Origin of the sequence: Lachnoanaerobaculum umeaense, assembly GCF_003589745.1 — a bacterium.
GTDB classification, from domain to species: domain Bacteria; phylum Bacillota; class Clostridia; order Lachnospirales; family Lachnospiraceae; genus Lachnoanaerobaculum; species Lachnoanaerobaculum umeaense.
Window position 1 is genome coordinate 908,394 of sequence record NZ_CP032364.1, and the last position, 22,558, is coordinate 930,951.

The following is a 22,558-nucleotide window of genomic DNA, read 5'->3' on the forward strand; positions in this document are numbered from 1 at the left end:
TATAATTATAGTATAAGTGCTGCATATATGCAATGCTGATAACCGAATTAGATAAAATTACAGTTTGCCGGTCCGGGTAAATTTGCAGTTGACGAGATGATTGGTCTAATGGAGAATTAGAAGTAGTAGAATCAACTCAAAAAGTATGTAGGTATAGTATGTGTGGAATTTCTACCGATTTATATAATAATAAATTTACAGAATATAGATAGGAGGCAACAATGGATTATGTAATTAGAGGATTAAAGCAGAATGAAATAAATTTATTGGATACTTTTCTATATGAGGCTATTTTTATTCCTGAAGGAGTACAAGCTCCGTCTAAAGATATTATAGAACATCCCGATTTAGAAATATATGTTGTTGATTTTGGCAAGAAAGATGATGTATGTTATGTGGCGGATTTTGATGGAAAGGTAGTAGGAGCTGTATGGACTCGTATCATCAATGATTATGGTCATGTTGATGATACCACACCCTCTCTTTCCATTTCTCTTCTCAAGGAATATAGGAATTTGGGAATTGGAACCGAACTTATGAAACAAATTCTTTTGACCTTGAAAGAGAAAAAATATAAGCAAGTTTCATTATCGGTTCAAAAGATAAACTATGCAGTGAATATGTATAAAAAAGTAGGTTTTGAAATTGTTCGTGAAAATAAAGAGGACTATGTCATGATTTGTAAACTTTAGTTTCTGGCAAATTCCGTTTTGTCGAGCTAATACCTTTTAACGATAACCTTAAGCTATCGTTAAAAGTTCTTGGACATGTTCCCACATACGAACACAACTACTTGACATACTTAGTGTTCACTCGTTTCATATGGAATGCGTAACATTGCTTGTACGAGCAACGAAGTAGCGTAGTAGATGTAACCTCTCTTGTAAAGATTTCCTAAAGTCAGAGAGTGGGGTGAAATAGTCTACTGAAAGCATAGAACATAGACAAAAAGCGAAATAGTAAAAATCATTAATTTAAGCAGTGTAGAAATTTTATTTTTTGTAGAAGAAGGAGAAGTTGAGACAGTATGGGTAAAAAAGTAGTAATTATTGGAGCAGGTGTTTCGGGTGTGAGTGCTGGAATATATGCATTGCAGGCGGGATATTCAGTAGAAATATATGAAAAAAACAAAATGCCTGGAGGTGAGTGTACAGGGTGGAACAGGCAAGGATATCATATAGATAATTGTATACATTTTCTTGTTGGATGCAATAAGGATGAACAACTATATAAAATGTGGGAAAATCTAGGAGTTATTTCTGATAGTTTGAAGATCTATCGTGAGCCATATTTTTATTGTATGAATATGGATGGAATAACACTACATTTGTGGAGCGATTTAGAGAAGGCAAGAAAAGAGTTTTTAGAGCTTGCTCCAGAAGATTACAAAGAATTAAATTTGTTTTTTGACTGTGCCAAAACCTTAGAGTGTGTAAAGCCACCGTGCGATTATTCGATTGCTCATATGAATCCTTTGCAATTTATAAAACTAGGAATGAGCATGAAAGATGCAAGTAAAGCAATTAATGAATATGGAAAGCAGTCGATTGAGGAGTTTGTCAATCGCTTTAAGAATCATTACATTAGGGCAATGTTTAAAAATTACTTTAATAGCAATTTTAACGCTCTTTCCCTTGTTGCATCATATGCTTTTTTTACAAGCAACACAGCAGCTATACCAGAAGGAGGTTCTGTTGGATTGGTTGGTAGAATGCTTGCTAAATTTGAATCCTTAGGTGGGAAGTTGCATCTAGGTATTAATATTGTAAAAATAAATATTGTAGATAGTCAAGTTGTTAGTATTCTGGGTAATAATGGAGAGGTAATCAAATCAGATAACTATATTTGGTGTGCAGACCCACATTATCTTTTCTATAACTTAATTGATGAAAAATATTTAGATAAAAATCTTAGGTACATGTATGATAATCCACAGGGCTATGTTTCTAATACATGTTATCAGGTTGCATTTGGAATAGCTACTGAGGAAGATTTGAAATTACCTAAAGGAAGCATTATTTTCCCTTGTGATGAATATGATGTTGCAGGGGAAACACACAATTTTTGTGGAATGCGAGTTTTTGATTATGATGAGACACTATTTCCAATGGAAAAGAGAGTCATTCAATGTAATATTTTACAAAATGATGAAAATTATGCCTATTGGTTTAGACTAAAAAATAAGATTAGCTTATACAATCAAGAAAAACAGCGTCTTGCAGATGACTTGAGATTAAGAATTGAAAAAAAGTATCCACAGCTTGAAGGGAAACTCATCGTACTTGGAACATATTCTCCAGTTACATTTACAACTTGGTGTAATGCATATAAAGGGGGTTACATGAGTTTTAATCCACAGAAAGGATATAAAAACAAGTATGTTAAGAGCACTATTAAAGGTTTAAATAATTTATACCTTGCAAGTCAATGGATTCAAACTAGTGGAGGACTTCCTATTGCTGCAGCAAGTGGAAAGTTTGCTATAGATATTATGAAATCTAGTAGATAAAGCTCGGTTTGTCTAAATAATCGAATAGTGTAAAAACAAAGCACATAACTTTAAGATTATAAAATCTATATTAGAAATATTCGAGTGGGGGAACTAAAGGATGAAAAATAAAATTGTATTATTTACATATGGTAATGTATTCTTGCTTAAAGATAACTGAATGAGAATTTTGTCGGTTTTTCCGACAAAATTACAGGTGGAAGAAAACTTAGTGTTTGACAAAGTTTTAAGGAGATAACTGTGAATATAGATATTGTTAAAACGAAAGAGTACTACAATTCATTGTCATCAGATATGCTATGTGACTGTGATTATTGTAAGCTGTACTATGTTAAGTCAAGAAAAGAATTTCCCGAATTGGCATTATGGCTGGATAAATATGGTGTCGATATCGAAAAACCTTTTGAGGTTATTAGTCTTGAACCGGATGATAACGGGATGCTTGATTATATTGGAGTACAGTATATTGTTTTTGGTAATTTTAAAAATGATAATTCATATTATGTTGGAGATTTTAACATAAAGATTGCAGATTCACACCCCGATACCGGAATTAGTGATGAGCATTTTGTGCTGGAAGTAATACCTATGAATTCTATGAAATTATTTATTAAGGGATAATTCGGGTTTGTAGAAATAAAGTATGTGAATCTACAGAGGTAAAGAAAATGAAAAAAATAAGAGAAATGTCTGTTTACTTAATAGTGATAACTTTAGCTTTCTATGTGTTACCTGCTTTAATTAATGATACAGGAACCGGTATATTCTTCTTACTTATTTTAACTCCTATTATTTGTTTTTTAACTTCTCTAATTTATGGAATTAGACATTCTTTTAACTTGATATTTTTATTGCTAATTATGATACTCTTTGTTCCGACTATATTTATATTTTATAATGAAAGTGCAGCTGTTTATGTATTGATATATGGTATAATTGCAACAACAGGAAATCTTTTGGGAAGCTTAATTAAAAAAATGAGTAATTAAGAAATCCCTGTTTGATAAGCAGGGTAATTAGAATTTAGTGTGGTTCAATAAGAGAGAATAAAAAACTATAGATATGGAGGAATATTATGCTTAGAGTGTGGTTTGGTGATAGAGATAATGTAATATATAATACATCAGTATATTTTAGAAACAGATATAAAGACAGCTGGATTACAGATGAATTTGCAAAAGCTGCTATTAAAGATATTGACAGATCTGAAGTATTGGATGCAAATACTATTCAAAGCCCTGTTTTGGGACAAATTCCGCCGGATAAGCTATCAGGTGGTGTAAAGGCTTTGATTCTTATGAAAAATGAACCGGGTAAGACGTTTAATGCATCCAACTGTGGAGATAATTGCTCAAAATGGATACTGAAGCTTGGTAAAGAACAGGATTTCACGATAGCCCTATATCATATAATGGATTTTGGAAAGGAAGATTTTGAAATCCGTATTTTAAATGATAGAAAACTAATAGTGCATAATATGAGAGAGTTTTTAGATGCAGCGGATAAATATCTTAAGGAGAATATGCAGTAATGATTGGTAGGGTAAGTATTAAGATAAGCAATCAAAGAAACTCTTATAAATTCACACTAAATAGGAATATTACTATTCTTCGTGGAGATAGCGGCACAGGAAAGACCACATTGTATGATATGATTAGAGACTACAATAATCTGGGAAGAGAAAGCGGAGTAAAGATTAGCGGTGGTAATATAGTAACGCTGGAAGGGAAAAATTGGGAAGACGAGCTTGATAAGTTGAATAACGCCGTTATAGTGATTGATGAAGGAAGTAAGTTCGTATTTTCAAAGGAATTTGCAAATAAGGTAAAGGGTTGCGATAATTACTTCCTAATAATAACAAGAAGTTATCTTTCACAGTTGCCATACAGTGTTGATGAAATATATCGTATTAAGGGTACCGGAAAGAACAAAGAATTTGAGAGAGTTTATACTGATATTGATAAATTTTATGATAATCCTGATCCAAATAGATTTCCATTCATGCCGGATATTATTATTACAGAAGACAGCAAGTCCGGATATGAGTTTTTCTTAGATACTGTAAAAAATACAAATATAAAATGTGAAGCAGCAGGAGGAAAGTCTAAAATTAAAGGACTTTTGAAAAAATATAAGAATTTTAATATCATTATTGTAGCAGATGGTGCTACTATTGGGTGTGAGATGGAGAGCCTTGTAAAAGAACAAGAACTCAGTTACGGTAAGTTGGCATTATTTTTGCCGGAGTCCTTTGAATGGCTGATTTTAAAATCCGGTATATTTGGAAATAGCACAGGAATAACAGAGACCTATATTTATGCTGACAGTAAAAAATATGAGAGTTGGGAACAGTATTTTACAGATTTATTGATGAAATTAAGTGAAAAGGATTCGTATAAGAAATATAGTAAAGTAAAATTACCTTTATACTACATACAGCCAGACATAAAAGAGAAAATAATGATGCAGATTCCACATATTAAGTTAGACAAGTAAAGTGTAATATGAAAAGAAATAAATTATATTTACTACTGATTATGATATTTTTTATTCTCAGGTTGTATGAGAAAAGATGAAAACATCATCTTAAATGAGGAGGCAGAAAGTACAATTACTGAAGATAATACTTCTGCTGAAGCTAATGATAATGAGAGCACAGAAGAGAGTTTTAAGGATGCTTGGTGTAATGTTAAACAATAAGGTTTTGAAAATTTAGTATGTAAATAAAAGGACACCTTTTAGTAAGCTTATTAAAAAAAGTAATTAAGAAAATCCGGTTTACTAGTCTTGGTAAATTTGAATTTGGTGGTTTGAAGCATGAATTATATAAGACAAGCAACGATTAATGATTTAGTGAGAATAGCTGAAATATTTGTATTTAACTATAGGCTGAATTTTTATCCGATATTTCAAGAAGATACTTTCTATTTTGAAGAGTTAACAGTTTTTAATATGGTAGAAAGTTTTGCAAAAGAATTAGATAGCATATGGGTATATGATGATGGTGTAGTAAAAGGATTTATTCAAATCGAAAAACTAGAAGTGAAGAGATTATTTGTTGAACCTGTTCTTCAAGGGAAAGCAATCGGAACTGAATTGTTAGAATATGGAATAGCAGAAAGGGATGCAAATCATTTATGGGCATTAGAAAAAAATATAAAAGCAATAGCATTTTATAAAAGACATGGTTTTGACACGACAAATGAAAAGAAATATGAAGAAGGCACAACAGAGTTTCTTGTTCGTATGGAGAAATAAATCTCAGTTTGCTAAGCTCGGTAATTAGAATTTAAAAAACCGAATTATAAAAACAATGAGGGACATATAAAATATGAAATTGAAATTGAAATTAGAAAATATTGAATCGAAAAGAACTGAAGAACTGGCAAATTTAATCAGATCATACAATAGATCCAATAGAGAACCATCTAAAAGCGAACCACTTAATATTTATCTGGAAGATGAACAGGGCAATTTAAAGGCAGGAATGGTAGCGGAAACTTTTGGAAATTGGCTTGAGATTGAATATTTATATGTCAGTGATGATTTACGGGGACAAGGGATCGGTTCAAAAATTTTGAAAATGGCGGAAAGAGAGTCAAAAGAAAGAGGGTGTAAGTATTCATTTGTGGATACTTTTAATTTTCAAGCACCGAAATTTTATGAAAAGCATGGTTATAAAGAAGTGTTTGCATTGGAAAAATACCCTTATACAGGTGAGAGGTACTATTATACAAAAGAGTTATAATATAATGTAGTGTAAATGTTGTGGAGATAATTACGTAAAGTGGATTTTAAATCTTGGAAAGGATGAATACAGAATTTGAGAGAGCTTATACTGACTATGAAAAGAAATAAATTATATTTACTATTGTTTATGATGATTTTTATATTCTCAGGTTGCATGAGAAAAAATGAAAACATCACCACAAGTGAGGAAGCAGAAAGTACAATTATTGGAGATAATATTGTTGTAGAAGCTAATAATAATGAGAGCAAGGAAGAAAGCACTGAGGAAAGTGTTGTGAAACTTTCAGATTTTATAAATCCGGAAGGAAATACACTTTTTACCCGTTTTATTACTCCAAAGGGATATAAAAGAATGGGAGCAGCCGAGGGAAGCTTTGCGGAGTTTATAGGAAATTATTTGCTTGAGCCTAACGGTACTCATGTACATTACTTTGATAAAAGAGAAAAAGGCGGAGACGGTCACGCCGCAGTATTTTCTATGGAAGTGGCAGAAGAAGATTTGCAGCAGTGTGCAGACAGTATCATGCGAATATATGCCGAATATCTCTATAAAAGTGGTAAATATGATAAGATCAGTTTTCATTTTGTAGACGGCTTTGTATGCGACTTTAACCACTGGAAACAAGGATATAGAGTAAAGTTTGCGGATGATAAGCCTTATTGGGATCAGGTTGCTTCAGCTGATGACAGTGAAGAAACTTTCAAAAAATATCTACGAATTGTATTTGCATATTCATCTACTCTGTCTATGGAAAATGAGGCAAGACCTATAGATATATCAGAACTTAAGGTAGGGGATATTTTTATAAAGGGCGGAAGCCCAGGACATGTGGTGATGGTGGCAGATATATGTGAAAATGAATCCGGAAAAAAGGCATTTTTGCTGGCACAGGGATTTATGCCGGCACAAAGTTTTCATATAATAAAAAATCCTGCTCATAGTGAGGACCCATGGTATTATGAAAATGAGGTAAAATATCCCTTCAGAACACAGAATTACACATTTGATGAGGGGAGTTTAAAAAGGCTTGATTATTTAGATTAGCATTAAGTGAGGGTAAAAGCATTACATACTAATTATATAGTATATGTCTATTTCAATGTGAAATAAGTATTTTCAAATAGCAAATTTAAAAAGGTCGAAGTAGTCTATAGACTATATCGGCCTTTTTGAATATATAAGAGTTTGTATACAAGTGTAATATACTCTATTTTAATACTTAAGAATATGATAAGATAGATTAATTAAATGTTTAAATAATATTATAGAATTTAAATAGGATGGAGAATAAATAATGGCCGGAAAAAATAATACAAATATAGGTTTTGAAAAGCAAATTTGGGATGCCGCTTGTGTGCTGTGGGGACATATACCTGCAGCAGAATATAGGAAGGTTATTGTAGGTCTTATTTTTCTTCGCTATATATCAAGTGCGTTTGAAAGACGTTATGATGAATTGGTAAAAGAAGGTGATGGATTTGAAAATGATAGAGATGCATATGCAGAAGAAAATATTTTCTTTGTGCCTGAGGAAGCTCGTTGGAGTAAAATTGCATCTGAAGCTCATACACCTGAAATCGGTACAGTAATTGATGATGCTATGAGAGCCATTGAAAAAGAGAATACGACACTTAAGAATGTTTTACCTAAAAACTATGCTAATCCTGATTTAGATAAAAGAGTACTTGGAGAAGTTGTAGATTTATTTACGAATGAAGTGAAAATGGACGGGACAGAGGCCGGTAAAGATTTATTGGGTAGAACATATGAATACTGTATTGCTCAGTTTGCAGCATATGAGGGAACAAAGGGAGGAGAGTTTTATACACCTTCAAGTATTGTAAAAACAATTGTAGCTATACTGAAGCCATTTGATAATTGCCGAGTATATGATCCTTGTATGGGAAGTGGTGGCATGTTTGTGCAGAGTGAAAAGTTTGTACAGGCTCACAGTGATAACAGGGGAAATATTTCTGTTTATGGTCAGGAATCAAATGCAGATACGTGGAAGATGGCAAAAATGAACATGGCGATAAGAGGAATTGATGCAAACTTCGGTGCTTACCACGCAGATACATTTTTCAATGATCTTCATAAGACTTTAAAGTCGGATTTTATTATGGCAAATCCACCGTTTAATCTTTCAAATTGGGGTGCAGAAAAATTAAAAGATGATGTCAGATGGAAATATGGAATGCCACCGGCAGGAAATGCAAACTATGCTTGGATACAGCATATGATTCATCATTTAGCACCTAATGGCAAAATAGGATTAGTACTTGCCAATGGTGCATTATCATCTCAAACTTCAGGAGAGGGAGAAATAAGAAAGAGAATCATAGAAGATGATTTAGTTGAAGGTATTGTAGCTTTACCTACACAGCTTTTTTATAGCGTAACTATTCCTGTAACATTGTGGTTTATTACTAAGAATAAAAAGCAAAAAGGAAAGACTCTATTTATTGATGCCAGAAAAATGGGTTATATGGTTGATAGAAAACATAGAGATTTCACAGAAGGAATACAGGAAGACGGAAGTCTGGGAGATATTGATTTATTAGCAAAAACATTTGAGGATTTTCAAAATGGAGTATTGGAGGAAAAGAAAGGATTTTGTGCAATAGCTTCAATAGAAGATATAGCAAAGCAAGATTATATATTAACACCGGGTCGCTATGTAGGAATTGAAGAGCAGGAAGATGATGGAGAACCATTTGAGGAAAAAATGTCAAGATTAACTTCAGAGCTTTCTGATATGTTTAAAAAGTCCCATGAACTGGAAGAAGAGATAAGAAAGAAATTGGGGGCGATTGGGTATGAAATTTAAGACGGAGAAATTGGGTGATTTTTTATATGTAAAAGGAAGGATAGGATGGAAAGGACTTAAAAAAGACGAATATCTAAGTGATGGGGTTTATCGTATTATTAATGGAGAAGCATTAACTAAAGATGGTATTGATTGGAGTAAAGCAGGTTTCATTTCAAAAGAACGGTATGAAGAATCTCCAGAAATAATGCTTCAGAATGATGATATTTTAATATCTAAAGATGGGACAATAGGTAAGTTAGGGTTTGTTAGAAATTTAGAAAATCCATCAACTGTTGCATCAGGAATATTTGTATTAAGAAATTTGAAGCCGGAAATGATTAATATACGATTTATATATAATTATTTGTCTTCAGTTTATTTTAGAAATTATATTATTTCAAGAACGGAAGGCAGCGTGATTCCACATTTGTATCAGAAAGATTTTGTGGATTTATATTTTCCTTTGCCTTCCCTTAAAGAACAGAATAAAATTGTAGATGTTTTAGATACAATTTCATGTAAAATTGAAATTAATAAAATGATAAACAATAATTTATTAGAGCAAGTGCTAACGTTATATCGTAATAGATTTATCGATACCATCAACAACAAGCGAAGAATTTTCCGTGCTGACAAATACTTTGATATTTCTATCGGTAAAACTCCACCTAGAAAGGAGCCACAATGGTTTAGCACTAATCCTCAAGATATTACTTGGGTATCTATTTCTGATATGGGCACTTGTGGACTTTATATTAGCAGTAGCTCCGAGCAGCTAACAAGAGAAGCTGTTGAACGACATAATGTTAAAATCGTACCTGACAATACCATTTTACTTAGCTTTAAGTTAACAGTCGGTAGAATAGCAATTACAAATGGAGAAATGACTACCAATGAAGCTATTGCACATTTCAAAACTGACAAAAAGGAAATAAATGAATATCTATATTGTTATTTGAAGTGTTTTAACTACCAAACTATGGGTAGTACATCATCAATCGCAACAGCCGTAAATTCAAAAATAATCAAAGGAATGCCTTTTGTTGTACCAACCGATGATGAACTAATAGATTTTCATAGCGTAGCTGCTCCAATATTTGCCAAGATAAAGGCTAGTCAAACCGAAAGTAAAAACTTGACAGCAGTCAGAGATATATTACTACCTAAACTTATGTCCGGCGAACTTGATGTCTCAAACATCGACATTTAAGCCGCTAATAGACTCGAAAACTGCTCCGCAGTTTCCTCGTTACCACCTCTGTCAGACACCTTGCCGTCCGTATGCAAGTATTCGTCCGTCTTCGGTGTCTGCCTACGCTGCTTCGCAGCTATCCGTGCGTTGCACGGATGAATCGGTAAATTATTGTTTGATATATAACCTATAACTCTTGTGGGTGGAAAGAGCTAATATAAGGGGACTTCCGCCCCGCAGTCGTTCTCTAAGAAAAACAAAGGAGGATAGACTGTGAAACAAGATTTAATCAAAAATGTTGTTCAAGAAATGTTGCCATATTTGAACAATGCACAAAATGAAAAGTTGAGAGAAGTTTTACAATATACCTTGGCAAACTATGATGTAATAGAAAGGCAACAAAAAGTACAAACTTCTGAAAAGAGCTTTGTAGAATTGTTTTTATCAGCAAAACGTATAGAGGGTTGCTCCGAGAAATCTCTGAAATATTACAGGGCTACTATTGAAGCTATGCTTGAAAAAGTAGAAAAAGAAGTCAAACACATAGTTACAGATGATATAAGGGAGTACTTAACTGATTATCAGAAAAATAAAAATACAAGTAAGGTTACAATAGATAATATCCGACGTATTCTTTCAAGTTTCTTTTCTTGGCTTGAAGATGAGGATTATATACTGAAGAGTCCTGTAAGACGAATACATAAAGTAAAAGCAGGGACAAATATTAAAGAGACTTATTCAGATGAATCATTGGAGCTTATGAGGGATAATTGTAAGGAAATCAGAGATTTAGCGATTATAGATATGCTTGCTTCAACAGGTATGCGTGTTGGTGAAATGGTGTTACTTAACAGGAATGATATTGATTTTAATGAGAGAGAATGTATAGTATTTGGTAAAGGTAGTAAGGAAAGAGTTGTCTATTTTGATGCTCGTACAAAGATACATTTAAAAAATTACTTGGAAAGCAGGGTAGATGATAATCCGGCACTATTTGTATCATTAAAAGCACCATACGAAAGATTGAAAATTGGTGGAGTTGAAGTGCGTCTAAGAGAATTTGGAAAACGGCTAGGAGTACAAAAGGTACATCCACACAAGTTTAGACGAACACTTGCTACTATGGCTATAGATAAAGGTATGCCAATCGAGCAGTTACAACAACTTTTGGGACATAGTAAAATAGATACAACCTTGCAATATGCAATGGTAAAGCAGAGTAATGTGAAAATTGCTCATAAGAAATATATTGGTTAGACAGGAAAATATATATGTGTAAATGGATTGAGTGTAAAATATCTGATATTGGTACAGTTGTTGGCGGTGCAACTCCGTCGACAAATATACATGAGAATTATGAGAATGGAACTATTCCTTGGATAACACCTAAAGATTTGTCTACATTCAGTGGTCGCTATATTCAGAGAGGGGAAAGAAACATTACTGAAGTTGGTTTGAAAAACTGTTCGACACAATTGCTACCAAAGAATACAGTGTTATTTTCGTCAAGAGCTCCTATAGGATATGTGGCTATTGCATCAAATGATTTATGTACAAATCAGGGATTTAAGAGTGTGATTCCGAATAAAAATATCGATCCAAATTTCTTGTATTATTTGCTTAAATATAATAAAGAGAGAATCGAAGGTATGGGAAGTGGAACAACATTTAAAGAAGTATCTGGAAATACAATGAAGAATATACCTGTTTATGTTCCAGAAGATAAGAAAGTACAAGAGAAAATTGCATCTATACTTGGTTCTATTGATGATAAAATAGAAGAAAATGAGAGAATAAACAATAATTTTGTATATTAGATGTCAAGGTTTGAGACATCAAGTTCGCCAGAAACTAGCTTTTTCAATAGCGAATCACGAATCTTTATCAAATGACAATTTTCATCGTAGTTATTTCGAATAGAAGAATCTATTGGTGAAACTATTGCTTCAAATTCATCAAGTTTTTTATTTGGTGGTATGATTATAGGCATTTCAATCAGTGATTTTTTATTAATTGAACCAAATACAGTACCTTCTCCATTAAAAACTTCCAACTGCTTTTTTAGAGAAGATATTGTATATAGTATAAATGATTGATGATTTGTTTTTGAGTGAGCTGCCGCAAGTCCACGACCGATACAACAGTCAGTATGAGCAACATTTAAGTCTCCGACAGGAGCACGAACACTTATTAAAGTGTCATTTGTGTAAGCCATTTGTTTTGGTTCGGTTGTATAAAGGCGAACAGTTGGGAATCGAAAGCTAAATTCGGCACGACCTTGAAAGAAAATTGTACCATTTTTATCTTCGTTATAGCTACTGCCACTTGGCGACTGTCCCATTGTAATATCAGCTATGTCACTCAATGTACCTTTAATACAATCTGAGCTCATATTATCAATAAACATTTGCTTATATATTGCACGTGCTTGCTGCTCTAAATTATTGTTTTACATATTATTAAGAATGTAAACCATCTTATTGACCTGCGGTCAATAAGCATCGCAAGTCTGTGACTTGCTCAATTATTGTTTTAAATATTATGAAATAAAGGAGAGTTTTATGTCTGGAGTATATACCGAAGCTGACTACGAAAACTCAATAATTGAATTATTTCAAAACACCTTGGAATATGAGTATATATATGGTCCGGATATTGAAAGAGATTTCTACAGTCCGTTATATGAGGATGTTTTGATGGATTCACTGCGCTATTTGAACAGGGATTTACCTGAAGATGCTATTTTGGAAGCAATATATAAACTAAAAAATATCGAAAACGGTGAGTTGGTTCAAAAAAATGCTACTTTTATGGACTATCTACAAAACGGTATATCTGTGAGATATTTTGCAGATGGGGAAGATCGCTCTGTAATTGTATACCTTGTTGATTATAAAAATGTAGAAAACAACTCATTTATAATCGCTAATCAGTGGACTTTTATTGAGAACAGTAACAAACGTCCGGACATTATTCTGTTTTTGAACGGTCTGCCGGTCGTATTGGTTGAGCTTAAGTCTCCGTCACGTGAAGAAACCAATGCTTCAGAAGCATATAGACAGCTACGTAACTACATGCAAGAAATTCCATCTATGTTTGTCTATAATGCCATATGTGTTATGAGTGATCAGTTGACTTCTAAAGCAGGAACTATCACCTCAGGTGAAGACCGTTTTATGGAATGGAAAACCAAAGATGGAGACTATGAAAACACACAGTATGCACAATTTGATACTTTCTTTGAGGGGATATTTCAAAAAGAAAGATTACTTGATATTATAAAGAATTTTATATGTTTTTCGAATGAGGGTATAAATAGTTTTAAAATTCTGGCAGGATACCATCAATATTTTGCTGTAAGAAAAGCTGTTGAGTCAACAAAAAAGGCTACTATAACTGACGGAAAAGGCGGTGTTTTTTGGCATACGCAAGGAAGTGGAAAATCTCTCTCAATGGTATTCTATGCTCATTTATTACAGGAAGCATTGGATAGTCCTACTATTGTTGTACTCACTGACAGAAATGACTTGGATGATCAACTCTATGGACAGTTTGCAAAGTGTAAAGACTTTTTGAGACAAGATCCTATGCAGGCAGAAAGTAGGGAAAATTTAAAAACTTTGCTTGCCGGAAGACAGGCAAATGGTATTATCTTTACTACCATGCAGAAATTTGAGGAGTCTTATGAGCCGCTTTCTGAACGTAATAATATTATAGTTATGGCAGATGAGGCACATAGGGGTCAGTATGGACTTGCAGAGAAAATTAAGATTGTAAAGAACGATGCCGGTAAGGAAGAGGCAAAGCGAGTTATCGGCACAGCAAGAATTATTCGTAATTCGCTGCCTAATGCTACGTATATAGGATTTACAGGTACACCTATTTCTTCTAAAGACAGAAGTACTCGTGAGGTTTTTGGTGATTATATAGATATATATGATATGACACAGGCTGTTGAAGACGGTGCAACAAGACCGGTGTATTATGAGAGCCGTGTTATAAAGTTAAATCTGGATCAAGAGATATTGGATAAGATTGACGCTGAATATGATTTGATGGCGCTTAATGCCGACAATGAAGTTATTGAAAAAAGCAAGCGAGAACTTGGTCAGATGGAAGCGGTGCTTGGAAATGACAATACAATAAATTCACTTGTCTGTGATATCCTTGAACATTATGGAAATAATCGAGAGAATCTGCTTACAGGAAAGGCTATGATTGTAGCATATTCACGTCCTATTGCTATGAAGATTTATAAGCGGATTCTGGAACTATACCCTGACTGGACTGAGAAGGTAGGAGTTGTTATGACATCCGGAAATAATGATCCGGAGGAATGGAGACAGATTATCGGAAACAAGCATCATAGGGATGAGCTTGCAAAGAAGTTCAAAGATAACAACAGCCCTATGAAGATTGCCATTGTTGTTGATATGTGGCTGACAGGATTTGATGTACCTTCTCTTGCTACTATGTATGTATATAAGCCTATGGCAGGACACAATTTGATGCAGGCGATTGCACGTGTAAACCGTGTTTTCCGTGATAAGGAAGGCGGATTGGTTGTTGACTATGTAGGTATTGCTACCGCATTGAAACAGGCGATGAATGACTATACATCCAGGGATAAAAAGAATTATGGGGATACTGATGTAGCAAAGGTAGCATATCCTAAGTTTATGGAGAAGCTAGCAGTGTGCCGTGATAAATTTTATGGATATGATTATTCTAAATTTCGAAACGGTACAGATCTTGAAAGAGCAAAGGCTATCAGTGGTGCTGTGAATTTTATTATTGGGAGAGAAAAGGTTGATGATAAGGACTCCTTTGTAAAGGAAGCTCTTATGCTTCATCAGGCATTATCACTTTGTTCATCCTTGGTTGATGAAGAAAGTAGATTTGAAGCGGCTTTCTTTGAGGCGGTCAGAGTGCTTGTTATCAGGCTTACTGTTACAGGTGTAGGAAAAAAGATTTCATTGCCTGAAATGAATGCGAGAATAAATGAACTTCTTAAGCAAAGTATTAAAAGTGATGGTGTGATAAATCTGTTCTCAGATATTAAAGAGGAGTTTTCTTTGTTTGATCCGAAGTTTCTTCAGGAAGTAGCTAATATGAAAGAGAAAAATCTTGCGGTAGAACTACTAAAGAAGTTGATATCAGAGCAGGTCTCTGTTTATCGTAGAACGAATGTGGTTAAGTCAGAGAAATTCAGCGATATTATGCAAAGGGCTATCAATTCTTATCTTAACGGCATGCTGACAAATGAAGAGGTCATAGAGGAGATGCTAAAACTTGCAAAACAGATTGCAGCAGACCAAAAAGAGGGTAATAAACTTGGGCTTAATGCTGATGAGCTTGCATTTTATGATGCATTGACAAAGCCACAGGCAATTAAAGATTTTTATGAAAATGAAGAGTTGATTGCAATAACAAAAGAGTTGACGGAAACGCTTAGAAAAAATAAGACGATTGACTGGCAGAAGCGAGAATCTGCAAGAGCAAAAATGCGTATGCTTATCAAAAAGCTTTTGAAAAAACACAAATATCCACCTGAGGGAATGGAAGATGCTGTTCAAACCGTTATGACACAGTGTGAGCTTTGGACCGACAATAACAGCTTTGAAGATAAACAAAATATCTATAGATATAATGCTAATACAGAAGAAGATCTGCAAATGGTTGCTGAAGAAGGTGTGAAATATAATACATAAATTGTAGTATCAAAATTAAATATTTACATAACTATACGAAAATGCTATACTATGGTTGCAACAAAATAAATTTACCCTGATGGGTATATACATATACACTTATTAAGAGTGACGGAGAGTTAAGGATCTGTGATGTCACGGCAACCCCTTTTAGGAAGGTGCCAACCTGAGCGAGAAATCGAGCAATGAGTGGAAACCTTAGTCCACCATTTGGTGGGCTTTTTTAGATATTAGCTTTTACAATATGGTTTATATTCTAAGGTTCATATATAAGTGTAAAAGAATAGGAGAAAAATGAAAGAAAGAAGACTTTTTACTTCAGAATCAGTTACTGAAGGACATCCTGATAAGATGTGTGATCAAATTTCAGATGCAATATTGGATGCATATTTAAGTGTAGACCCGGATTCAAGAGTGGCTTGTGAGACAGCTACAACTACCGGAATGGTACTTGTTATGGGAGAAATTACATCAAAAGCTACTGTAGATATCCAAAAGATAGTCAGAGAAACAGTTAGAGAGATAGGTTATGACAGAGCAAAGTTTGGCTTTGACTGTGATACTTGTAGTGTGCTTGTAGCACTTGATGAGCAGTCAAGTGATATAGCAATGGGTGTTGACAAGGCATTAGAGGTAAGAGAGCATATTGATAAAGAGGATGAGGATAATGGTGCAGGTGACCAGGGACTTATGTTTGGATATGCTACAGATGAAACAAAAGAGTTTATGCCATATCCAATATATCTTGCACATAATCTTGCAAAAAGACTTACACAGATAAGAAAGGACGGAACTTTAGGCTATTTAAGACCTGATGGAAAGACACAGGTTACAGTAGAGTATGACGAGGATGGAAAGCCTGTAAGAATAGATACAGTTGTTCTTTCTACACAGCATGATGATGATGTTACACAGGAACAAATACATAAAGATATAAAGAAATATGTATTTGATGAGATCATACCGCATGATATGGTGGATGAGCATACAAAGTATTTTATAAATCCTACCGGAAGATTTGTTATAGGTGGACCACATGGAGATTCCGGACTTACAGGTAGAAAGATAATAGTAGATACATATGGCGGTTATGCAAGACATGGCGGCGGTGCTTTCTCAGGTAAGGACAGTACAAAGGTAGACAGATCGGCAGCTTATGCGGCAAGATATGTGGCAAAGAATATAGTGGCAGCAGGACTTGCAAAGAAATGTGAAATACAGTTATCCTATGCTATAGGTGTGGCACATCCTACATCTATTTCAGTAGATACATTTGGAACAGGCGTAATAAGCGACAATGATATAGTTGAACTTATAAGAAAGCATTTTGACCTTAGACCTACTGCAATTATAAAAATGCTGGATCTTAAAAAACCTATATTCAAGCAAACAGCAGCATATGGACATTTTGGAAGAGATGATTTGGATCTACCATGGGAGAGACTTGATAAGGTGGAAGAGCTGAAGAAGGCAATTTAATGAAAGTCAGCTCCGGTTTATTTTCTGTATTTTGCCTTATAATAATTATACCGTCCATACTCCTTATATATAGTATGAATTATGATACTACAGGTAATATAGGCATTTGGTTTACAATCCTTGTAACTGTAATAGATATAGTAGCGGTTGTGATGTGGATTTGGATTTATAAAAGAATACTTATTCCACTTGATAAATTACAGATTGCTACTAAGAAGATAGCAGACGGAGACCTGGAATATAAATTAGACGAAAAAGATTTTTCTGAAATTCCTTTTTTATACCATGATTTTGAAAGAATGAGAATTAAATTGAAGGAAAATGAAGAGGAAAAAAGACTTTCTGATGATACTGCAAGAGAGTTGGTAAGTAATATATCCCATGATTTAAAGACACCACTTACGGCTATAAGAGGTTATGTGGAGGGAATACTTGATGGTGTTGCTTCATCACCTCAAAAGACAAAAGATTATCTGAATACAATATATAATAAGACAAACGATATGACATTATTGATTGATGAATTACTTTACTATTCACAGGTTGCAGAAACACATGTATCTTACAACTTTGCAAAAATAAATGTAAAAGAATTTTTTCAAGAATATGTAAAGGATTTGTACCTGGAATTAGAAACAATAAAAATAAAGTTTGTATATATAGAAAATATAGGTTCCGAAACTTATATATATATGAATAAGGAGCAAATAAAGCGGGCTTTGAACAATATAGTATCCAATGCTGTGAAATATATGGATAAGGAAAACCCTAAAATTCATTTTAGAGTAAGAGAAAGCATTGATGCTATATATATTGAAATCTCTGATAATGGCAGAGGTATAGATGAAAAAGATCTACCACATATATTTGATAGATTCTATAGAAGCGATGTATCAAGGAATACAAAGCTTGGAGGTAGTGGAATAGGTCTGTCTATTGTAAAAAAGGTAATAGAAAATCATGATGGTAGGGTTGTAGCTAAGTCAAAGTCTGGCATTGGAACACAGATAAGCATAGAGCTAAAGAAGTAGGAGATATAAAATGGGCAAAGTTCTTATAATAGAAGATGAAGTCAGCATAGCTGAGCTGGAAAGGGATTATTTAGAAATATCCGGCTTTGAGGTTGATATTTCAACTGATGGAAAAGAAGGACTTGAAAAAGCATTGAGTGAAGATTATGAGCTGGTATTGCTGGATTTGATGTTGCCCGGAGTGGACGGATATGAAATATGTAAGCAGATAAGGGCGATGAGAGAGATACCTATTATTATAGTCAGTGCAAAAAAGAATGATATTGACAAGATAAGAGGCCTTGGACTGGGAGCAGATGATTATATGACAAAGCCATTTTCTCCAAGTGAGCTTGTGGCAAGAGTAAAAGCACATATTGGAAGATATGACAGGCTTGTTGGAGTGTCATCTTCAGATAAGGATATTATTGAAATTAGAGATTTGAGGATTGATGCAAGCTCCAGAAGGGTTTGGGGATATGGCAATGAAAAGACATTGACTGCCAAAGAATTTGATATATTATATTTTCTTGCTAAACACCCAAACAAGGTGTATTCAAAAGAAGATCTTTTTAAGGAAGTCTGGGGACTTGAGTCAATGGGAGATATATCGACAGTTACCGTTCATATCAAAAATATCAGAGAAAAAATAGAACTGAATAGCTCCAAACCTCAATTTATAGAAACTATCTGGGGAGTGGGATATAGATTTAAAGGATAAGAATAAAGGGGCCGGCACAAATGTCAGTCCCTATTTTATACTATAAAATATTCTATAAAAAATACCAAGGTACAGCATAGCAGTGCCACTTTGAAGAGATTTGCTCCAAACCATGCTGCTATAATTCCAATAATAAAGCTAATCATTGCTGATGTTTTGGACATAGTAGCATTCAATATGGCAGGAAATGTCATTACAGAGAGAGTCACATATGGGACATAGTATAAAAATGATCTTATGAATGTGTTTTTTAATTTTTTTCGTATAAGTGTAAGGGGTAAAAGCCTTATCATATAGGTAACTGTAAACATAATAAAAATATAGGTCCATTTATTCATTGGTGGCTCCGTTCTTTAAGGGGAAGAATATTGCTCCAAAGGCAGATATTATAATTGTTAAAATGATGGTCTTTATCCCCTCAGATATATGGAAAAATTCAAAAGAAAAAATATAACTGAGAGTAAAGCTTGTAATAACAAGCGAAAGTATTATCCTATCGGTTTTGGCAGCGGGTATGATTATTGCAATAAACATTCCATAAAGTGCAACACTGAAAGCAGAAACTAAACGTAGAGGTAATATATTTCCGGCTATAGCGCCAAAGAATGTACCAAAAGTCCAGGCAGGTGAGGCAGAAAGCATTACACCGAAGGTATAGTACGGATTTATATCTCCCGGTCTTGCAATAGACACAGCGAAAACTTCATCTGTAAGCATATGTGCCATTATAAAGATGTGGTGAAGTGGGGTATCCTTTCGTATTCTTTGACTCATTGCAATGCTCATCAAAAGATATCTGGCATTAGCTATAAGAGTAATGATGGCTATTTCCATATATGATGAAGAAATGGCTATCATTGAAAATCCTGCATATTCTCCAGCTGAGGCATTATTTAGAAAACTTGCGATAAGTCCCTGGAATGGAGATAATCCTGATTTGGTAGCCATAATACCAAGTGAAAAGGATACTGCAAAGTATCCTAAAGCTATGGGTATACCATCTCTAACACCAAGAAAGAAAATATCTTTATTTTTGTTAAATCTATATTCCATAAATGTCCTTTCAAGAAAAAGATAATGGTATTATTGTACTACAAAAGTTAAAATTCAACCAGATGTCTACAATAGAATTGTCTTTATTATAAAAAAATGTTATGATTAAGTATCTTAGATATGTTGTGAACAAAAAATGACAGATTTAGGACATAGTAAAATATATTTATAAACTACGAAAAGTATTTATTATTTCATAGTTAAGTATAAAGTCTTTGGACGATAAATGATTGGAGGGTTATATGAACAAAGGTCAAATCAATACAAATCTTGGTCAGATAAGCATAAATCCGGATGTTATTGCATTCTATGTAGGAATGCAGGCAGTTGAATGCTTTGGTATAGTGGGTATGGCAGCAGTTTCTGTTACAGATGGTATCGCAAGACTTTTAAAGAGAGACAGTCTAACAAAGGGTATCAATGTAAAGATAGAGGATAATAAGTTGATCTTAGATTTTCATATCATAGTTGCATATGGTCTAAGTATCAGTGCGATAACTCAAAATCTGATAGAAACTATTGAATATAAGGCAGAAAAATTCACTGGAATGGAAGTAAAGAAAATAAATATATTCGTAGAAGGTGTACGAATCATAGACTAAGGAGGATTTTTTGTGAATCTAGAGCAGATTGATGCACAATCACTAAGAAGTGCTTTTATAACCGGAGCAAAAAGCTTAGAGGCTAAAAAGGAGTGGATAAACGAACTGAATGTATTCCCGGTTCCTGATGGTGATACCGGTACAAATATGACAATGACCATAATGTCAGCGGCAAAGAGTTTAGCAGCGGAAGAGAGCAATGATATTGCTACTATGTGTAAGGCTATAGCACAAGGTTCATTACGTGGTGCGAGGGGAAACTCAGGTGTTATATTGTCACAGCTTTTTAGAGGTGCTGCAAAAATTTTAAAAGAAGCTCCGGCTATAGATGTATTTGAGTTGGCACTCGCTTTTGATAAGGCAAGTGAGACTGCATATAAGGCAGTAATGAAGCCTAAAGAAGGTACAATACTTACAGTAGCAAGGGCTATGGGAGAAAAAGCACTTGAGATACATGATCAACATGATGATGTTATAAGTTTTTTGGAAGCAGTATTGGCATATGGTGATGATACTTTGCAAAAAACCCCTGAAATGCTACCGGTACTAAAGAAAGCCGGAGTAGTCGACTCAGGTGGTCAGGGTCTTATGGTTATACTTCATGGTATACTTGAAGGACTTAAGGGAAATGTTATAGAACTTGGTGATGTGGTGCTCTCAAGTAAGTCTGAAAGTGTAAGCACTGCTGCAAGAGAGGATATTGACACTGCAGATATTAAGTTTGGATATTGCACAGAATTCATAATAAATTTAAACAAGGAATTTACAAATAAGGATGAAGAAGAGTTCAAGGGATTTTTGACATCAATAGGGGATTCTTTGGTATGTGTATCTGATGATGAAGTTGTGAAGGTGCATGTTCATACAAATGATCCGGGTCTTGCTATACAAAAAGGTTTGACCTTTGGTGAGCTGACAAATCTAAAGATTGACAATATGCGTGAAGAGCATAGAGAAAGAGTTATCAAGGGAGTTGATAAAATACTTGAGACTCAGAACGAGAAAAAGAAGATGGGAGTTATAAGCGTAAGTGCAGGAAGTGGACTCACATCTATTTTTAAGGATATAGGTGTGGATGTAGTGGTAGAAGGCGGTCAGACCATGAATCCAAGTACAGAGGATATCTTAAATGCTATTGACAATCTGAATGCAGAAACTATATATATATTGCCAAATAATAAGAATATTATATTGGCGGCTGAACAGGCATCAAAGATAGTAGAAAACAAAAAGGTGGTAGTAATACCTACAAAGACTATACCGCAGGGTATTACTGCAATGATAAGTCTGTCTGAGGAAAGAAGTGTTGATGAAAATACAGAAAGCGCTAAGGAAGAGATTGCAAATGTAAAATCAGCACAGATTACATATGCTGTAAGAAATACTACTATAGATGATGTTGAAATACATGAAAATGATGTCATGGCATTGGGGGATGATGGAATAATAGGAGTAGATAAGAGCATAGATGGAGCAGTAGATAAGGCATTATCAAACATGGTTGATGAAACAAGCGAATTGGTAAGTCTTTATTATGGTGCTGATGTAAGCGAAGAAGATGCAAACAAGTTATGTGATGAATTGGTTAGTAAGTATCAGAATGTAGAGTTTGAACTACATAATGGTGGACAGCCGGTTTACTATTATTTCATATCTGTAGAGTAAGTGAGTGTAACTAGCTTGTCAAATCGTAGATTTGATGAGCTAGTTAAAACTTTGTA

Annotated in this window: 23 protein-coding genes and 1 riboswitch; of the genes, 20 read left to right on the top strand and 3 right to left on the bottom strand. The window is 34.1% G+C overall.

Annotated features, from left to right (window positions below; all coding sequences use genetic code 11):
- Positions 1-221: 221 nt before the first annotated feature.
- The 14 genes from D4A81_RS04125 to D4A81_RS04185 all read left to right on the top strand — a co-directional run bounded on the left by D4A81_RS04125 (position 222) and on the right by D4A81_RS04185 (position 12,078).
- Positions 222-692, top strand: a complete 471-nt coding sequence (locus tag D4A81_RS04125) for a GNAT family N-acetyltransferase (protein WP_111525611.1) — start codon at positions 222-224, stop codon at positions 690-692.
- Between the two features lie 335 nt (positions 693-1,027).
- On the top strand, positions 1,028-2,509 hold the full coding sequence (locus D4A81_RS04130) for a phytoene desaturase family protein (RefSeq protein WP_111525610.1): 1,482 nt from the start codon (positions 1,028-1,030) through the stop codon (positions 2,507-2,509).
- Positions 2,510-2,749: 240 nt separating this feature from the next.
- Positions 2,750-3,130 (top strand): hypothetical protein, encoded by a 381-nt coding sequence (locus tag D4A81_RS04135; protein ID WP_111525609.1) that lies wholly within the window; start codon positions 2,750-2,752, stop codon positions 3,128-3,130.
- A 47-nt stretch (positions 3,131-3,177) separates the two neighbouring features.
- Complete coding sequence (locus D4A81_RS04140; protein ID WP_111525608.1) at positions 3,178-3,498, top strand: hypothetical protein; 321 nt, start codon at positions 3,178-3,180, stop codon at positions 3,496-3,498.
- Between the two features lie 86 nt (positions 3,499-3,584).
- Positions 3,585-4,040, top strand: a complete 456-nt coding sequence (locus D4A81_RS04145) for a DUF4869 domain-containing protein (protein WP_111525607.1) — start codon at positions 3,585-3,587, stop codon at positions 4,038-4,040.
- The gene (locus D4A81_RS04150) at positions 4,040-5,005 is read left to right on the top strand and encodes a hypothetical protein (RefSeq protein WP_111525606.1); all 966 of its coding nucleotides are present in this window, start codon (positions 4,040-4,042) and stop codon (positions 5,003-5,005) included. Before D4A81_RS04145 ends, D4A81_RS04150 begins: the two co-directional genes overlap by 1 nt.
- Positions 5,006-5,071: 66 nt before the next feature.
- Entirely contained in the window at positions 5,072-5,209 is a 138-nt protein-coding gene (locus D4A81_RS13100) for a hypothetical protein (RefSeq protein ID WP_162902544.1), read from the top strand.
- Positions 5,210-5,326: 117 nt separating this feature from the next.
- Complete coding sequence (locus D4A81_RS04155; protein ID WP_111525605.1) at positions 5,327-5,767, top strand: GNAT family N-acetyltransferase; 441 nt, start codon at positions 5,327-5,329, stop codon at positions 5,765-5,767.
- Between the two features lie 79 nt (positions 5,768-5,846).
- The gene (locus D4A81_RS04160; protein ID WP_111525629.1) at positions 5,847-6,257 is read left to right on the top strand and encodes a GNAT family N-acetyltransferase; all 411 of its coding nucleotides are present in this window, start codon (positions 5,847-5,849) and stop codon (positions 6,255-6,257) included.
- A 96-nt stretch (positions 6,258-6,353) separates the two neighbouring features.
- A complete protein-coding gene (locus D4A81_RS04165) occupies positions 6,354-7,304 on the top strand; it encodes a DUF4846 domain-containing protein (RefSeq protein WP_242977746.1) in 951 nt (316 codons plus the stop codon).
- A 250-nt stretch (positions 7,305-7,554) separates the two neighbouring features.
- The gene (locus D4A81_RS04170) at positions 7,555-9,087 is read left to right on the top strand and encodes a type I restriction-modification system subunit M (protein WP_111525604.1); all 1,533 of its coding nucleotides are present in this window, start codon (positions 7,555-7,557) and stop codon (positions 9,085-9,087) included.
- Positions 9,077-10,279 carry a restriction endonuclease subunit S gene (locus D4A81_RS04175; protein WP_111525603.1) on the top strand — a complete coding sequence of 401 codons (1,203 nt, stop codon included), beginning with the start codon at positions 9,077-9,079 and terminating at the stop codon, positions 10,277-10,279. The genes D4A81_RS04170 and D4A81_RS04175 overlap by 11 nt, the downstream gene beginning before the upstream one ends.
- Positions 10,280-10,534: 255 nt before the next feature.
- Positions 10,535-11,518 carry a site-specific tyrosine recombinase/integron integrase gene (gene xerA / locus D4A81_RS04180; protein ID WP_111525602.1) on the top strand — a complete coding sequence of 328 codons (984 nt, stop codon included), beginning with the start codon at positions 10,535-10,537 and terminating at the stop codon, positions 11,516-11,518.
- A 14-nt stretch (positions 11,519-11,532) separates the two neighbouring features.
- Positions 11,533-12,078, top strand: coding sequence for a restriction endonuclease subunit S (locus D4A81_RS04185; RefSeq protein WP_111525601.1), 546 nt, complete (start codon positions 11,533-11,535; stop codon positions 12,076-12,078).
- On the opposite strand, the gene D4A81_RS04190 is transcribed toward D4A81_RS04185, so the two are convergent.
- Complete coding sequence (locus D4A81_RS04190) at positions 12,075-12,668, bottom strand: restriction endonuclease subunit S (RefSeq protein ID WP_111525600.1); 594 nt, start codon at positions 12,666-12,668, stop codon at positions 12,075-12,077. The genes D4A81_RS04185 and D4A81_RS04190 overlap by 4 nt on opposite strands.
- A gap of 154 nt (positions 12,669-12,822) precedes the next feature.
- Here D4A81_RS04190 and D4A81_RS04195 point away from each other — a divergent pair, with 154 nt between their 5' ends.
- The 4 genes from D4A81_RS04195 (at position 12,823) to D4A81_RS04210 (ending at position 19,182) form a co-directional block, all read left to right on the top strand.
- Positions 12,823-15,972: a type I restriction endonuclease subunit R gene (locus tag D4A81_RS04195; protein WP_111525599.1), complete on the top strand. Its 3,150-nt coding sequence runs from the start codon at positions 12,823-12,825 to the stop codon at positions 15,970-15,972.
- A gap of 96 nt (positions 15,973-16,068) precedes the next feature.
- Positions 16,069-16,164: riboswitch (SAM riboswitch) on the top strand.
- A gap of 102 nt (positions 16,165-16,266) precedes the next feature.
- Entirely contained in the window at positions 16,267-17,451 is a 1,185-nt protein-coding gene (metK, locus tag D4A81_RS04200) for a methionine adenosyltransferase (RefSeq protein WP_111525598.1), read from the top strand.
- Between the two features lie 74 nt (positions 17,452-17,525).
- Positions 17,526-18,482: a sensor histidine kinase gene (locus D4A81_RS04205; RefSeq protein ID WP_243111799.1), complete on the top strand. Its 957-nt coding sequence runs from the start codon at positions 17,526-17,528 to the stop codon at positions 18,480-18,482.
- A gap of 10 nt (positions 18,483-18,492) precedes the next feature.
- Complete coding sequence (locus tag D4A81_RS04210; protein ID WP_111525596.1) at positions 18,493-19,182, top strand: response regulator transcription factor; 690 nt, start codon at positions 18,493-18,495, stop codon at positions 19,180-19,182.
- A 35-nt stretch (positions 19,183-19,217) separates the two neighbouring features.
- Here D4A81_RS04210 and D4A81_RS04215 read toward each other — a convergent pair whose 3' ends face one another.
- Positions 19,218-19,520: an AzlD domain-containing protein gene (locus D4A81_RS04215; RefSeq protein WP_111525595.1), complete on the bottom strand. Its 303-nt coding sequence runs from the start codon at positions 19,518-19,520 to the stop codon at positions 19,218-19,220.
- Positions 19,513-20,235, bottom strand: coding sequence for an AzlC family ABC transporter permease (locus tag D4A81_RS04220; protein ID WP_111525594.1), 723 nt, complete (start codon positions 20,233-20,235; stop codon positions 19,513-19,515). Before D4A81_RS04220 ends, D4A81_RS04215 begins: the two co-directional genes overlap by 8 nt.
- 242 nt (positions 20,236-20,477) lie before the next feature.
- On the opposite strand from D4A81_RS04220, the gene D4A81_RS04225 reads away from it, so the two are divergent.
- Both D4A81_RS04225 and D4A81_RS04230 read left to right on the top strand, forming a co-directional pair.
- The gene (locus D4A81_RS04225; protein ID WP_111525593.1) at positions 20,478-20,837 is read left to right on the top strand and encodes an Asp23/Gls24 family envelope stress response protein; all 360 of its coding nucleotides are present in this window, start codon (positions 20,478-20,480) and stop codon (positions 20,835-20,837) included.
- 12 nt (positions 20,838-20,849) lie between these two features.
- The gene (locus tag D4A81_RS04230; RefSeq protein ID WP_111525592.1) at positions 20,850-22,502 is read left to right on the top strand and encodes a DAK2 domain-containing protein; all 1,653 of its coding nucleotides are present in this window, start codon (positions 20,850-20,852) and stop codon (positions 22,500-22,502) included.
- The last annotated feature ends 56 nt before the right edge of the window (positions 22,503-22,558 follow it).